This window comes from Corynebacterium sp. HMSC074A01 (assembly GCF_001831515.1).
Lineage (GTDB): Bacteria > Actinomycetota > Actinomycetes > Mycobacteriales > Mycobacteriaceae > Corynebacterium.
The window spans coordinates 34,393-47,518 of record NZ_KV825618.1; the positions used below are offsets into that span (position 1 = coordinate 34,393).

15 protein-coding genes and 4 tRNA genes are annotated in these 13,126 nt (G+C 61.7%); 8 read left to right on the plus strand and 11 right to left on the minus strand.

Features of this window, described 5'->3' with window-relative positions; translation table 11 throughout:
- Positions 1 to 77 precede the first annotated feature (77 nt).
- Positions 78 to 162: transfer RNA gene (locus tag HMPREF2550_RS05770), tRNA-Leu, on the plus strand.
- 16 nt (positions 163 to 178) lie between these two features.
- Here the strand turns inward: HMPREF2550_RS05770 and HMPREF2550_RS05775 are convergent.
- Both HMPREF2550_RS05775 and bcp read right to left on the minus strand, forming a co-directional pair.
- Positions 179 to 802 carry an Ltp family lipoprotein gene (locus HMPREF2550_RS05775; protein WP_070790282.1) on the minus strand — a complete coding sequence of 208 codons (624 nt, stop codon included), beginning with the start codon at positions 800 to 802 and terminating at the stop codon, positions 179 to 181.
- Between the two features lie 98 nt (positions 803 to 900).
- The gene (bcp, locus tag HMPREF2550_RS05780) at positions 901 to 1,386 is read right to left on the minus strand and encodes a thioredoxin-dependent thiol peroxidase (RefSeq protein ID WP_070790284.1); all 486 of its coding nucleotides are present in this window, start codon (positions 1,384 to 1,386) and stop codon (positions 901 to 903) included.
- A 65-nt stretch (positions 1,387 to 1,451) separates the two neighbouring features.
- Between bcp and HMPREF2550_RS05785 the strand changes: the two genes are divergently transcribed.
- Complete coding sequence (locus HMPREF2550_RS05785; RefSeq protein ID WP_070790286.1) at positions 1,452 to 1,727, plus strand: DUF3618 domain-containing protein; 276 nt, start codon at positions 1,452 to 1,454, stop codon at positions 1,725 to 1,727.
- A 74-nt stretch (positions 1,728 to 1,801) separates the two neighbouring features.
- Here the strand turns inward: HMPREF2550_RS05785 and HMPREF2550_RS05790 are convergent, their stop codons facing one another.
- Together HMPREF2550_RS05790 and HMPREF2550_RS05795 are read right to left on the minus strand one after the other, a co-directional pair.
- Positions 1,802 to 2,368, minus strand: coding sequence for an isochorismatase family protein (locus HMPREF2550_RS05790; protein ID WP_070790288.1), 567 nt, complete (start codon positions 2,366 to 2,368; stop codon positions 1,802 to 1,804).
- A 336-nt stretch (positions 2,369 to 2,704) separates the two neighbouring features.
- Positions 2,705 to 2,777, minus strand: a tRNA-Lys gene (locus HMPREF2550_RS05795).
- Between the two features lie 220 nt (positions 2,778 to 2,997).
- Here HMPREF2550_RS05795 and HMPREF2550_RS05800 point away from each other — a divergent pair.
- The 3 genes from HMPREF2550_RS05800 to HMPREF2550_RS05810 all read left to right on the plus strand — a co-directional run bounded on the left by HMPREF2550_RS05800 (position 2,998) and on the right by HMPREF2550_RS05810 (position 6,157).
- The gene (locus HMPREF2550_RS05800; RefSeq protein ID WP_070790290.1) at positions 2,998 to 4,197 is read left to right on the plus strand and encodes a L,D-transpeptidase; all 1,200 of its coding nucleotides are present in this window, start codon (positions 2,998 to 3,000) and stop codon (positions 4,195 to 4,197) included.
- A 166-nt stretch (positions 4,198 to 4,363) separates the two neighbouring features.
- On the plus strand, positions 4,364 to 5,812 hold the full coding sequence (locus HMPREF2550_RS05805; RefSeq protein WP_083319800.1) for an ammonium transporter: 1,449 nt from the start codon (positions 4,364 to 4,366) through the stop codon (positions 5,810 to 5,812).
- 6 nt (positions 5,813 to 5,818) lie between these two features.
- A complete protein-coding gene (locus HMPREF2550_RS05810; RefSeq protein WP_070790418.1) occupies positions 5,819 to 6,157 on the plus strand; it encodes a P-II family nitrogen regulator in 339 nt (112 codons plus the stop codon).
- Here the strand turns inward: HMPREF2550_RS05810 and HMPREF2550_RS05815 are convergent.
- From HMPREF2550_RS05815 to HMPREF2550_RS05840, 6 genes are all read right to left on the minus strand, one after another.
- Positions 6,154 to 7,014 carry a siderophore-interacting protein gene (locus HMPREF2550_RS05815; RefSeq protein ID WP_070790291.1) on the minus strand — a complete coding sequence of 287 codons (861 nt, stop codon included), beginning with the start codon at positions 7,012 to 7,014 and terminating at the stop codon, positions 6,154 to 6,156. The two genes, HMPREF2550_RS05810 and HMPREF2550_RS05815, sit on opposite strands and share 4 nt — an antisense overlap.
- 164 nt (positions 7,015 to 7,178) lie before the next feature.
- Positions 7,179 to 7,251, minus strand: a tRNA-His gene (locus HMPREF2550_RS05820).
- Positions 7,252 to 7,301: 50 nt separating this feature from the next.
- The gene (gene orn / locus HMPREF2550_RS05825; RefSeq protein ID WP_371441172.1) at positions 7,302 to 7,931 is read right to left on the minus strand and encodes an oligoribonuclease; all 630 of its coding nucleotides are present in this window, start codon (positions 7,929 to 7,931) and stop codon (positions 7,302 to 7,304) included.
- Positions 7,932 to 7,933: 2 nt separating this feature from the next.
- Positions 7,934 to 8,740: a mycolate reductase gene (gene cmrA, locus HMPREF2550_RS05830; RefSeq protein WP_070790293.1), complete on the minus strand. Its 807-nt coding sequence runs from the start codon at positions 8,738 to 8,740 to the stop codon at positions 7,934 to 7,936.
- Positions 8,741 to 8,759: 19 nt separating this feature from the next.
- Entirely contained in the window at positions 8,760 to 9,086 is a 327-nt protein-coding gene (locus tag HMPREF2550_RS05835; protein ID WP_070790295.1) for a transcriptional regulator, read from the minus strand.
- Positions 9,079 to 9,507 (minus strand): hypothetical protein, encoded by a 429-nt coding sequence (locus HMPREF2550_RS05840; protein WP_141760534.1) that lies wholly within the window; start codon positions 9,505 to 9,507, stop codon positions 9,079 to 9,081. Before HMPREF2550_RS05840 ends, HMPREF2550_RS05835 begins: the two co-directional genes overlap by 8 nt.
- A gap of 50 nt (positions 9,508 to 9,557) precedes the next feature.
- Between HMPREF2550_RS05840 and HMPREF2550_RS05845 the strand changes: the two genes are divergently transcribed.
- Positions 9,558 to 10,106 (plus strand): LURP-one-related/scramblase family protein, encoded by a 549-nt coding sequence (locus tag HMPREF2550_RS05845; RefSeq protein WP_070790298.1) that lies wholly within the window; start codon positions 9,558 to 9,560, stop codon positions 10,104 to 10,106.
- A gap of 20 nt (positions 10,107 to 10,126) precedes the next feature.
- On the opposite strand, the gene HMPREF2550_RS05850 is transcribed toward HMPREF2550_RS05845, so the two are convergent.
- A tRNA-Arg gene (locus tag HMPREF2550_RS05850) sits at positions 10,127 to 10,200 on the minus strand.
- A 93-nt stretch (positions 10,201 to 10,293) separates the two neighbouring features.
- Here HMPREF2550_RS05850 and HMPREF2550_RS05855 point away from each other — a divergent pair.
- Both HMPREF2550_RS05855 and HMPREF2550_RS05860 read left to right on the plus strand, forming a co-directional pair.
- Positions 10,294 to 12,288: a bifunctional copper resistance protein CopD/cytochrome c oxidase assembly protein gene (locus HMPREF2550_RS05855; protein WP_070790299.1), complete on the plus strand. Its 1,995-nt coding sequence runs from the start codon at positions 10,294 to 10,296 to the stop codon at positions 12,286 to 12,288.
- A gap of 145 nt (positions 12,289 to 12,433) precedes the next feature.
- Complete coding sequence (locus HMPREF2550_RS05860) at positions 12,434 to 13,060, plus strand: single-stranded DNA-binding protein (protein WP_070790300.1); 627 nt, start codon at positions 12,434 to 12,436, stop codon at positions 13,058 to 13,060.
- Positions 13,061 to 13,126 lie beyond the last annotated feature (66 nt).

The window sequence follows — 13,126 nt, forward strand, 5'->3', positions numbered from 1 at the left end:
GCCGCCCCCGTGGCCAAACTAAAGTTGGAGTCGGTTTCAAATTGTGGCCCATTGGCATGTAGGATGTCTCCCATTGCGCGCCCGTGGCGGAATTGGCAGACGCGCTGGATTTAGGTTCCAGTGTCTTCGGACGTGAGAGTTCAAGTCTCTCCGGGCGCACCACTTCTCAAGCTTCGCGCTAGAGGTTTTCGAGCGCGTGCTCGGCCTGGGCACGAGTAAAGTGCTCCGGGCCTTTGGTCAGCGCGTCGAGTAGTTCTTCTTCCGGCGTGCCATCCGCGTGCATCTGCCGCGCCACCTGGAGCGCGAGCGCATTCCAATCTGCCTCAACCGTATCGACGGCGTAGGAGGCAGCGTCGGTGGAGAAGCCCTCCTCGTCCCGCAGCTGGTTGTACAGGTTGGACTTAGACAGTGGCTGGGCAGCCAGGTACTCCTCGGCTGCCTGCAGTGCGTCGCGCGACTCGGCGGGGACCGTCTCTTCGGCTTCTGGCGCGCTGTTTTCCGTGTCGGGCAGGCCAACTACCCCGTCCTCGGCCGCGTGGTGCTCGGATGTCTCCACGGTTTCGGTGACCTGCGTGGTCTGTGCCGCTTGCGGGGTCTCCGGCGCGGCGTCATTGCTGTCGTTGCTGCTGAGCAGCAGCCATCCGAGGAACCCAAAGCCGAAGGCTGCCAGCAAGCCGACGGTGACCCACTGCGCTGCTGTGGAGCGGGGACGCTCGTTTTCAACCTGCGGCTGCGGCTCGTAGGGATGCGTCGCGTTATCGGGCGTGCTGGGGTTCGGGGTTGGATCGTTCGGGGAAGTCATGTGGCCTCACTTGCTTCTTCGTCTCGGCGGGGAACACCGCCCTCGGTTCACTGATATGACCATTATGGGGCGGCGTGCCGTCGATAAGCAAAAGGGCCCTAGAGATCCCAGTCGCGCAGGATGCGGCCGACGTGGCCGGAAGCGCGCACATTGTACTGGCACTGGGCGATCGTGCCGACGCCGTCGGCATCCACGTCCACCAGGAAGGTCGAGCGAATGACGCCCTGGGTGACCTTGCCGTACATCTTCTTCTCGCCGAACGCACCGTAGGCGGTGAGCGTCTCCTTCGACTCGTCGCCGAGGAGCTCGACGCCAAGGTCGTGCTTGGCACGGAAGTCAGCCAGCTTCTCGGTCGGATCGGGGCTAATGCCGATTACGGTGACCTTGGCGTTGGAAAACTCGTCGAGCTTCTCGGTGAAGTCGCACGCCTCGGTGGTGCAGCCGGGGGTGTTTGCGCGCGGGTAGAAGTAGACGATGACGCGCTGGCCGGCGAAGTCTGCGAGCGAGACCTGCTCGCCCTTATCGTTGGGCAGGGTAAAAGCGGGGGCAGTGTCGCCCTTTTCTAGTCTGATCTGATCGGTCATACCTCCCCGTTTTACACTACTGTTGTTGAAAGAACCGCTGAACAACGAAAACGTAGGAGTACAACGTGGCACGAGACATTCACGATATTGAGCGCGACATCTCCCGCACCCGCAGCCAGCTGGCCGCTACCCTCGACGAGCTCGCCGACCGCACCAGCCCGGCAACCTTGGCGGATGGTGCCAAGTCGAGCGCCGCTGAGTGGCTGCAGGACGAGACGGTGCAGAAGGTGCTCGCCGGTATCGGCGCTGCCGTCGTCGCGCTCGTGGGCATCAAGGTGCTCAACGGCCGCAAGCGCAAGAAGGAGCTCAAGGAGCTGCAGAAGCTGCTCTCGCGCGACTAAGCACGCACAGTAAAGGCCGTCCACCTGGATCTGATGATCGGGTGGACGGCCTTCTCTTTTATTCTGGCGAGCGCCTAGACCAGTTCCGCACCGGCGTCGAGCATCTCCTGCAGCGCTTGGGCACCAGTGGCGTCGTCGACGGGGGCGACCATCGAGCGCAGCACGCGCACCGTCCAGCCCTGCTTCAGCGCGTCGAGGACGGTCGCGCGGACGCAGTGGTCCGTTGCGATGCCGCACACGTCGAGCGCTGCAATCTCGTGGGCGCGCAGCCAGTCGGCCAGCGAGGTGCCGTTGGCGTCAGCACCCTCGAAGGCGGAGTAGGAGGCCGAGTACTGGCCCTTGCGAAAGAAGACATCAATGGCGGAGGTGTCAATGGGGCCTCGAATCTCCGCACCGAAGGTGTCGGCGACGCAGTGCGGCGGCCACGTGTCGCGGAAATCGGGGGTCTCGGAGAAGTGCTCGCCCGGATCGATGTGCCAGTCCTGGCTAGCCAGGACGTAGGCGTACTCACGGGTGCGGTTGTCCTCGGAGGCGAGGAACTGGGCAATTTTCGACGCGGCCTCATCCCCGCGGGCGGTCGCAAGCGGCCCGCCGGGGCAGAAGTCATTTTGCACGTCGACGAGCAGGAGTGCAGTTTTCATGTCTATAACCTTAATAAAAACTCAATAATTCTGCAAATAGTTGGCCCAGTATTCTCAGGTATTGTTGAGCAATCTATTGATTTGGACGATTGTGCAGGCTGTTGTGGGGGCTTCGGTGACGGGTATTCTCAGGAATCTTACGCGACAGGCGCGGAAAAAACCCGTAATCGGCAGTATAGAAGCTGGTAGTCAGTTGGGGGTACATGCACGTTGCTCAACCCTGGCGTGTCCCGTGTGTTCAACCTATGGTGTTTATTGATGGGGCAATTTGTGGGTTGTGCACGAAAAAAGGGCCAGGCCAGAAAGTGCAGTACACTTCCTGACCTGGCCAGTTTGTGCGCCATCAGGGAATCGAACCCCGAACCCACTGATTAAGAGTCAGTTGCTCTGCCAATTGAGCTAATGGCGCGTATTTTGTTTTTCTCTGTTGCTCTCGGCAACGTTGAAAACAATAACACCATCTCGTGACAACTGTGAAATCGCCTGGTCATCCCCGGTTTTCTTAGTGTCCAAATTGTGATCTTTCTTGGCCTTGTTGAAGTAGCATTTTCTTCCCCGGTGCCGATAGGGTGTGTAGGACGGAAATGCGCAGGGAGGCGCGCGAGGATTGTGGAGGCAAGGATTTGCTCATGCGTAAAACTGCAGTGATGCGACGAATCGCCAGTGCGTTGACGGTGGGCGCGTTGGCGGCGGGGTTGGCGTCCTGCACGATCGGGGACACGGATGGTGGCAAGGCACTGGAAAGTGCTGCGCACACCGAGGAGCAAGAGGCTGAAAAGCTGCCGGAGCCTCCGGAGTTTTCATTCACTGACGGTGACGAGGACGTTGCGCCCGGCGACCCTGTGACTGTCAGTTCGGAGGCGGGTCTGAAGTCGGTGGTAATGACCAACGAAGAGGGGAAGACCATCAAGGCCGCTATGAACGATGAGAAAACCGAGTGGCACACGACTGAACCGCTTGGTTATGGGCGTACCTACACGGTGGTAGCAACCGATACGGCGGGGCAGGAGAAGACCAAGACGTTTACTACCGTGGTGCCGGCTGCGCAGACCAATGTGTACATGGGTCCGCTTGACGGTGCGACGGTTGGCGTCGGTCAGGCGATTACCTTCCAGTTTGATGTGCCGATTCAGGACACGAAGGCCGTCGAGGAGCTCATTGATGTCGAGACTTCGAATGATACGGAGGGCGGCTTCTTCTGGCTCGATGCCACGGAGCTGCGCTGGCGCCCGAAAGAGACGTGGGAGCCGGGCACTGAAGTGACCGTGTCTGCGAACGTCTACGGCAAGGACATGGGCGGCGGCATCTACGGCGTGGAGGATGTGCAACACAGCTTCACTGTCGGTGACAAGGTTGAAGCCGTGGTGGACAACAACGACAAGATGCTGCGCTTCTACCGCAATGACGCACTGGAGAGGGAGTTCCCGATCTCGCTGGGCACCGACGGTTCCTTTGATACGCCAAACGGCACCTACGTGGTGGGGGACATGCACGAGTCGCTGGTAATGGACTCGCGCACCTTCGGCCTTGGTTTGGGGCAGGGTGGCTACGTCACGCCAGTCTCGTATGCGACGCAGCTGTCCTACTCTGGCATTTACTTGCATGGGGCGCCGTGGGCTGTCTGGGCGCTGGGCAATACGAACCAGTCGCACGGGTGCATTAATGCCACCATCGCGGATGCGCAGTGGTTCCAGCAAAACGTGAAGCGTGGCGATGTAGTCACGGTGACAAACGCCGGTGGCGGCACGCTTAACGGTGCTGATGGTCTCGGGTACTGGAATATGGATTGGGAGACTCGCTCGGGTGGGAGTGCTGACCCGAACGCGTAAGGGGGCGTCGAGAAGCAAAAGGCTCCAGGCACTGATGATGCTTGGGGTCTTTTTTATTCACAAATTCGGCCCGGATGACCGGGCCGTTTTTCTCCCTTCTTTAAATCTATAGGCCGATAGATAGAATCCTACCTGTAACTATCGAGCTATAGAAAAGGGCAGGTAAATGACACACGATCAACTACTAGCTGCCTCGGGGAACGCCGGGTGGATGCTCATCAGCGCCTCGCTCGTACTGCTGATGACGCCGGGGCTCGCGCTGTTCTACGGCGGCATGTCGGGTCGTCGAAGTGCGCTGAATATGATGATGTCTTTTGGCGCGATGGCGGTGGTCCCCGTCATCTACGTGCTGTGGGGTTGGTCGGCCTCCTACGGGGGAGACGATCTCGGCGGCATCGTTGGTAACCCGCTGCAGACCTTCGGGCTGCGCGGCGAGATCATGGACTCTAATGGCGATTTCATCGCAGGGGCTAGTGGCTACCCGCGGATTGTGGATATCGGGTTCCAGGTTACCTTCGCCATCATCGCAGTGGCGATCATCTCCGGTGCGCTGGCCGGGCGCGTGAAGTTCGAGGCTTGGTTGGCCTTTGTCGCGGGCTGGGTCACCCTCGCGTACTTTCCCATCGCGCACATGGCGTGGGACGGCGGGCTGCTTTCTGAATCTGAAAACTCGATTGCCGCGTGGCTCTTCGGTACCACCGGCGAGGAAGCGAGCGTCGCACCCGTGGACTTCGCGGGCGGCACCGTTGTGCACATCTCCGCTGGCGCTGCTGCGCTTGTGCTCGCGCTCTACGTCGGTGCGCGCACGGGTTTCCCGATGAAAGTGGACAAGCCGCACAACCTGCCGATGGTGATGCTGGGTACCGCACTGCTGTGGTTCGGTTGGTACGGGTTCAACGGCGGCTCCGCGTTTGCGGCTGATGGCTTGGCAGGCCTGGCGTGGATGAACACCACCGTGGCTACCGCTGCCGCAATGCTGGGCTGGATGGCTGTCGAAGCCGTGCGCGACAAGGCGGCAACCTCGCTCGGCGCTGCATCCGGCGCGGTCGCTGGCTTGGTCACGATCACGCCGGCGGCCGGGGCGCTTACGCCGGTGACCTCCATCCCGCTTGGCGCGCTCGGCGGTGTCATCGCTTGCTTGGCCATCGGACTGAAGTACCGCTTCGGTTTCGACGACTCGCTTGACGTGGTCGGCGTGCACCTGTGCGCCGGGCTGTGGGGTACCGTCGGCCTGGCACTGTTCGCAGATGGCCGCGGGATAATCAACGTTCACGCCGGTGAGGGACTGAAGCTGCTGGTAGTGCAAGTGTGTATCGCGCTGGTGGCGCTGCTCGTCTCGGGCCTTGTGACGCTGCTGCTCGCAGTACTGATCGGTGCCACGATCGGCTGGCGAGTCAGCGAGGCCGAAGAACACGACGGCATCGACCTTGCCCAGCACCGCGAGTCCGCCTACGACATCAGCGAGGCCGGCGGTAAGACACAGCCGCTTATGCGCTCGCTGCCGGAGGCACTCTTGGCCGCCCCAGGTATTCAGCAATCAGGTCCTCAGCAGCCAGATCCCGCACAACCAGTTTCCCCGCAAGCGCAGCCGCAGGCAGCGGCAACAAAGGAGTAAATCATGATGAAGCTCATTACCGCAGTGGTGCAGGTCTACGCTCTACCTGCGATTCGTGAAAACCTCGAGCGCGAGGGCGTGCGCGGGATGACCGTGACGGAAGCTCAGGGCTACGGCCAGCAGCGCGGGCGCACCGAAATCTACCGCGGCACCGAATTCTCGGCAGAGTTTGTGCCTAAGGTCAAGATCGAGGTCGTGGCGGGCGAGTGGCAAGTAAACCAGATCGTGGACGCGATCTTGCAGGCCGCATCGACGGGGAACGTCGGCGACGGGAAGATCTGGGTCAGCCCCATCGAAGAAGTCATCCGAGTGCGAACCGGCGAGCGAGGCGAGGAGGCGCTCTAGGCCTTGGCCCGTGCTTCTTCGGCCTCAATCTCAGCGTTGAACTCGCGCTTGGAGGATTGCCACTGGTCTTCAGTCATACCGAGGCGCCAGTAGCCGGAGATGGAAACGTCTTCTCGGGGAATCTCAGACTCAACGAAGAGGAAGCGGCGCATCTCCTTGATCATTTCTGCGACACCGTGGATGAACCAGCTGGTTTTCTTTCCCTCCGGGGTGCCTGCCTCGCGCACTGCACGAGACAACTCGGTGCCGTGGGTTGCGCCGTTGCGGACCACCCAGTTGACCTCCACGCCCTCGCGGGTAGGGAAGTCGAACGTACGATCATCGGCCTCGATCTCGATATAAGCGGTCGCCGTCGCACCTGCTGGGAGGTGCTTCAAGCCTGCGCTAATGGCTGGTGCCGCGGACTCGTCCCCGGCCAGCACAAAGTGCTCGTAGACTGCCGTAGGCCTCCACGCGCCGCCCGGGCCGAGGAAACCGAGCTTTTCTCCGACCTCGGCGGCGCGTGCCCAAGGGGCGGCCAATCCGGCATCGCCGTGGGTGACGAAGTCGACGTCGAAGTCCCCGGTTTCCGGGTCCAGGTTGATCAGGGTGTAGGTGCGGGTGATGGGGTGTTTCTCGCGCGGCTGTTGCTCGCGAATCTGCGCGACATCAAACGGCCAAGCGTAATCGGCACCTTCTGGTGCGAACAATAACTTGATGTAGTGGTCGGTGAACTCGAGTTCCTTGCCAACCAATGCTGGGGAGTGCATGCTCAATCGGACCAGATCGGGAGAAATCTGGCGGCGACCGGTCACGGTTGCCTCATGTGCTTTACGGGGCTTGCGCTTCGGTGCTGCTGCTTGAGGTTGGGCAGCCATGGTTATCACTGTCCTTCAACACTTCTCGTATGCCGTGTACTGGCGGGGACTCACGGATCTTCGGTTAGGCAAGCCTAACACAATAATGCTGAAGGGGGTTTAAGTTTTCAGAAAAAGCAATGTACCCCGTAACCTGTTTGTGCAGGTTACGGGGTACTATTCGGGGTGGCTGACGGGACTCGAACCCGCGACACCCAGGATCACAACCTGGTGCTCTACCAGCTGAACTACAGCCACCATCGCTGCGTTTTCAGCAGCGGGATCTACCTTAGTACGCGAACGATGTTTTACAAAAACTGCTGGTAGGCGTCGGTAGCGTCGTGCTTCGCCTGCTCCGCCGCCGCAGTTTCCGGTCCCGGGGTGTCCACGAACACGGCGCGTCGGTAGTAGTCCAGCTCCCGGATCGACTCCACGATGTCCGCCAGCGCGCGGTGCGCCATGCCCTTATCTGGCTGGTTGAAGTAGGCGCGGGGGAACCAGCGGCGCGTGAGCTCCTTGACGGTGGAAACGTCGATCATGCGGTAGTGCAGTGCCGCGTCCAGGCGGGGCATGTGCTCGCGGATGAAAGCGCGGTCGGTGGCAATGGAGTTGCCCGCCAAAGGAGCCGGGTGTGCCGGATCGCAGTGGTTTTCCAGCAGCTCAAGCACCGCGTCCTCGGCCTCCCGCACGGAGACCGCCGACGCCTTGATCTCATCGAGCAGCCCGTTGTCGGTGTGCATCTTGGTGACAAAGTCGTCCATCTCGGCAAGCTCCGCCGCGCTTGCGCCGACGACAATGTCCAGGCCCTCATCGAGGATGTTCAGCTCCGCGTCAGTGACGAGTGCTGCGACCTCCACAATTACGTGGCGTTTGGGGTCCAGGCCCGTCATCTCCAGATCGATCCAGACGATGCGGTTGTCTTTGGCCTGAATTTCCACGGTTATTCTTCTCCCATCTTTGCGTAAAAGCTGCCCACCAGCGGGGCAATGACACCGCGCGGGCCGTAGGTAGACACCACGTCCATCGCCTTGGACAGCGGGCCAGGTACGACGCGGCGCTTGTTGGTGCGCATCGCGCGCAGCGTGTCGCGCGAGCAGGACTCGTAGGTTGTCCACAAAAAGTCCGGCACGACCTTATCCACGATGGATTGTTCCTCCTCGGGCACGTACGCCTCGCGCACCGGACCCGGGGCGAGCAGCGTGCAGTGTACGCCGGTGTCCTTGAGCTCGTAGTGCAGCGCCTCGGTAAAGGCGTTGACCCCGGCCTTGGTGAAGACGTAGGTCGCGTTGTTGGGGATGGGGATGTTGCCCGCGGCGGAGCCAACGTTGCACAGCGCACCCTCGCCACGCGGCACCATCTGGTCCAGCACGGCTTTTGTGATGCGGAAGACCGCGGTGGCGTTGAGGTTGAACTGGTTCGTCTCGTACTCCCAGTCCTGCCGCATGAACGGGCCGAAGCTGGCGATGCCCGCGGAATTGATGCACAGCGTGACCTTGCGCGTGGCAATGTGCGCGATGAGCGCATCAACGTCGCGCTGCTTGGCCAGGTCGGCGGCGAACACTTCCACGTTGACGCCGTGCGCGTCGCTCAGCTTGCGAGCGAGCTTCATCAGCACGTTCTCGCGCCGGGCGACAAGGATGAGGTTGTAGCCTGCGGCGGCAAGGTCGCGTGCCATTGCCTCGCCGATCCCCTGCGACGCGCCGGTCACCAGGGCATAGGAATCGATTTCGGGGGCTGGAAAAGTCATGGTTTACAGGGTACCTGGGCTATTGCTTCTCGACGCCCGCCTCGCCCTTCGCAAGCGCCTCCAGCGCATCCATATGAGCCAGGAACGCGGCGCGCCCCTCCCTGGTAAGCGTGACCCACACTGTGTCCTTTTGCCTCGTGGGGCCGTACTCGCGGAAGCGGGTGATATAGCCGGCTTCTTCTAGGGCGGTGAGTTGTTTGGACAGCGTGGCGTCGGAAAGCTGCGTGGCGTCGCGAAGCGTGCCGAAGCGCATCTCGTAGCGCACCTCGCCCTCGTAGGCGCCGGCGGCGTTGAGCGCTGCGCAGATTTTGAGCCGGTTGATGGGGTGAATGATGGGGTTAGTCATGGTACTTGCTCCAGGTCAGGCCGTACCCGGCGATGAAGCCGACCGTGATGAGGACGCCGAGGGTGATGACGGCGGTGGTGCCGGCGGTCTGAGCGAGCATCATCAATGGGTAGGCGAGCAGCGGGGCGATGGCGGCCTTCCAATTGAGCTTCGGGTCCTCGCGCACCTCCTGCTTCATGGCAGTGCGTACTCCGCGTTTCGCGGAGAACTCAATCCATACGATGCCGGCGATGCCGGCGAGAAGGACGAGTAGCCCCCACGCGTGTCCGAGCAGCGTGAGCGTCATGCCTGCGCCGAAGCAGACGCTGGCGGCAGTGATGCGCAGCCACGGCACGCGCTGCGACCTGGCGGTCGCGCGGGCCTCGGTTGCGCGTACAGCGGCGAGTGCCTCCCGGGCCTCGGCAGTATCCATGTTTTCCATAGTGGAAAGTATAGACTGCGGGGACGGTGTTGTCGCGGTAGTATTGAGCCATGCTTGACCGCGACGAACTCATCTTCAGCCAAACCAAGGCGCTAGGTACGGACGAGTTTGAGATCACTGACGCTGCAGGCGCGCTTGTCGGCACCGCGCGGCAAACCCTCAAACTCAGTGACCTCTTTTCCAGCTCTCGCGGTACCGAGGTGCGCGATGCCGAGGGTAACCTCGTGCTCGGGGTGACTGACCCGGTGAACCTGATCCACGATTCCTACGAGGTCCGGCTTGCCAACCCCGACATGCTGCTGGCCACCCTGCGCACCCGTTTCGCCTGGCTGCGCACCAAACTTAACTTGGAGATCGCGGGCTTTCCCGAGGTGGAAGTCGATGGCAAGATCATGGCCTTCGACTTCACGCTGACCAGCATGGGCCGCGAAATCGCCCGCATCACCGCCGAGTACTCAGGGATGGGCCGGATGATGATGGGCAAGACCACGTACCGCATCTCTTTTGCGCCCGGGCTCGACGAGCGTCAGCACGCCGCGATCCTGGGGTCTGCCGTGGCGATCGACATGTTGCGGCGAAAGCGGAGAAACAGTTCTTAGGCGGCCTTAAGCGAAATAAGCGCCCCCAGCAGGATTCGAACCCGCGACCAGCCGGGTAGAAACCGGATGCTCTAATCCACTGAGCTATGGGGGCATGCCGCGTCAGCCGTGTATGTGCTTTGCGGCCCGCTCATTGTAGCGCATGGCCAGTTAGGCACCCCAATCAATCGAAAGTGGGGTGGGGGGCATGTCTGAAGTGGGAGTTCGCAAGCGAGCCGTCCGGTCGTCCTGGCCCGTGTATGTCGTGGCATTTCTTCTCGCCGCGTTGATCGCCGGGGCGGTGGCGCAGTCCTTCTCGGGCGCGTCCCTTGCCGCGCTGGGTATCCCGGATCCAGGCGCGCTCACGACCGCCGGGCTGCCTGCGTTGCGCGGGGTGGTCTGGCTGCTTGCGGCGTTGTCCACTGGCTCGTTCATGCTGTCGGCGTGGTTGATCCCGCCGAGAATGCCCGAGGGTGAACACGCGGATCTCAACGGGGCACGTTTGACCGTCGATGGCGTGATCGCGTCGCGTACCGGCGGCTGGGCGCAGCTGGCGATGGCGCTGATTTCGCTGGTGATGATCCCGCTGGTGCTTTCCGACGTCTCCGGCCAACCACTCGCAGACGTCTTCTTCCAACTCAGCGCGTGGTCGGTCGCGCTGGAGCAGGTGGCCGAGGCGAAGGTCTGGCTGATTACCGCAGCGTTTTCGGCGGTGGTCGGCGGGGGAGCACTTTTCGCCCGCAGCTGGTTCTCGCAGGTTGCGCTATTTTTTGGTGCGATCTGCACCATCATGCCGCTGGCCCTGACCGGGCACTCTGCTTCTGGCGGTAACCACGACTTCGGTACGAACTCCCTGATTTGGCACCTGGTGTTCATGCTGCTGTGGATCGGCGGGCTGATGGCGTTAGTCGCGCACGGGCGCAGGCTCGGCCCCAACCTGGAGATGGCCGCGCGCCGCTACTCCATGATCGCCTTTGCCGCGCTCGTGGTTATGCTCGTGTCCGGCGTGGTCAATGCGCTGATCCGAGTGCGCCTGTCGGACATGCTGGACTACGCCTATGGCTGGGTGATCCTGATTAAGTTCGGTGGCATCCTCGTGCTGGGCCTGATGGGGTTGGCGCACCGCCAGATCACGCTGCCGCAGCTGGAACAGCGCCCGGGTGCGTTTACCCGCTTCGCTGCGGTCGAGGTTGCCGTGATGGCCGCGATCGCGGGACTTTCCGTCACGCTGGGTCGTACGCCGCCTCCGCCGCCGCTGGACCCGAACCTCACGCCGATGCAGATCAAGCTGGGCTACAACCTGTATGAGCCGCTGACCTGGACGAATTGGCTGACCTTTTGGCGCCCGGAGCTGCTCTACAGCGTGATCGCGATCTGGCTTGCCGTGTATTACCTGCACCTGCTGCGCCGCGTCGACGGGTGGAACCACGTCCGGACGGCGTGGTGGCTGGCGGGATGCGCCATGCTCGCGGTGACCATGAGCTCGGGGCTGGGGATGTACATGCCGGCTGCCTACTCGACGCACATGACCGTCCACATGATCCTGTCGATGGGCGTGCCCGTCTTCCTGGTGCTGGGCGCGCCGCTCACGCTGGTTCGCGAGGCCTACCCGGCCGGCGAGTTCAACCCGCGCCTGTGGGCGGAGAGCTTCCAACGCTCGAGGTTCCTGCAGATCGTGACCTACCCGCCGGTGTCGGTGGTGCAGTTTCTGGTGCTGTTCTACGTCATGTACGTCTTCCCCTCGCTGTACGCGCTGATGATTTCAGAGCACGCAGGCCACGTCTTGATGAATGTGGTGTTCTTGGTCTCGGGGTACTTCTACTTCTGGGAGCTGATTGGCATTGACGAGATCCCTGGGCGCGCCTCGGCGAAGGTGCGGCTGGCCTGGCTGTGGGTGTCCATGCCGGTCCACCTGTTCATGGGTGTCTACCTCATGCAGCTGAACTTCGTGTTGGCGGAGGACTTCTATCGTTCGCTCCTGTTGCCGTGGGAGCCGGACCTGCTGCAAGACCAGAAGGTCGGCGGCGGTATCGGCTGGGCGTCCGGTTCCTTCCCGCTCGTGATCGTTTTTGCGGAGCTGTTCCGAGCCTGGCTGTCGGAGGATAAGCGCGAAGCAGTCGAATCTGACAGGCGTGAAGAAGAAACGGATGACGAGGAATGGCGCAGGTATAACGAAATGCTGGCGCAATACAACGGCAGGTAGCTGCGAAAATACGAATATTTCGCGCTACCCCTTCCCTTTTCTTTAGATTCGTGTAATCTGTGTTCCGGGCGGTAGTTTTGGTTAGTTCGTTTCCGCCCCGCACTAACACACGACAGAATCTGCATGAAGAAAAGGATGTTGAACCATGAGCCACCTGCACACTCACCTGCACGGCAACCTTATTGATGATCCGGTGTTCCGCACCTTTGAGAACTCGGATGCTTCACTTACCAAATTCCGGCTTGCCGCCTCGCGCCGCAGGCTCGTCACCCAAAAGGGCGATACCGACGGCGCGCAGGGCGCGAACGCCAACCAGGTCTGGGAAGACACCGACCAGCTGTATATCGACGTCGAGTGCTGGGGCCAGCTCGCCGTCAACGTCGCCGCCTCGCTGAAGAAGGGCTTCCCGGTTTCCGTCTGCGGCAAACTTGTTACCGAGACGTGGGAGGTGGATTCTCCCCACCCGGAGAAGGAAAAGGAGATGCGCTCCAAGATCGTGTTGAAGGCACACCAGGTCTCCTTTGAGCTCTCGCATTACCAGGTCAGCAGTGTGCGCTCTGTGCCGAGCGGCAACACGCTGCAGGGGCAGAAGCCGGTGGAACCGAAGTCGAAGTGGGACCTCGTTGGCGGGGGAGGAGATGAGCACCGGGTCAGTGCGGAAGACGCCCTCGAGCAGGTGGGCAAGGCGAAGGAGCGAGAGAAGGTGGGCGCAGCCGCTGGCAGTGAAAAGGCAGCGGCTGGGAAGGGAGAGGCGGACACGCCGCCCTTTTAGTACCCACGGCGGGCCATGTGCAGTCGCCGAAATGATGTAGTCTGTGGAAAGCATTTGCGCATATCT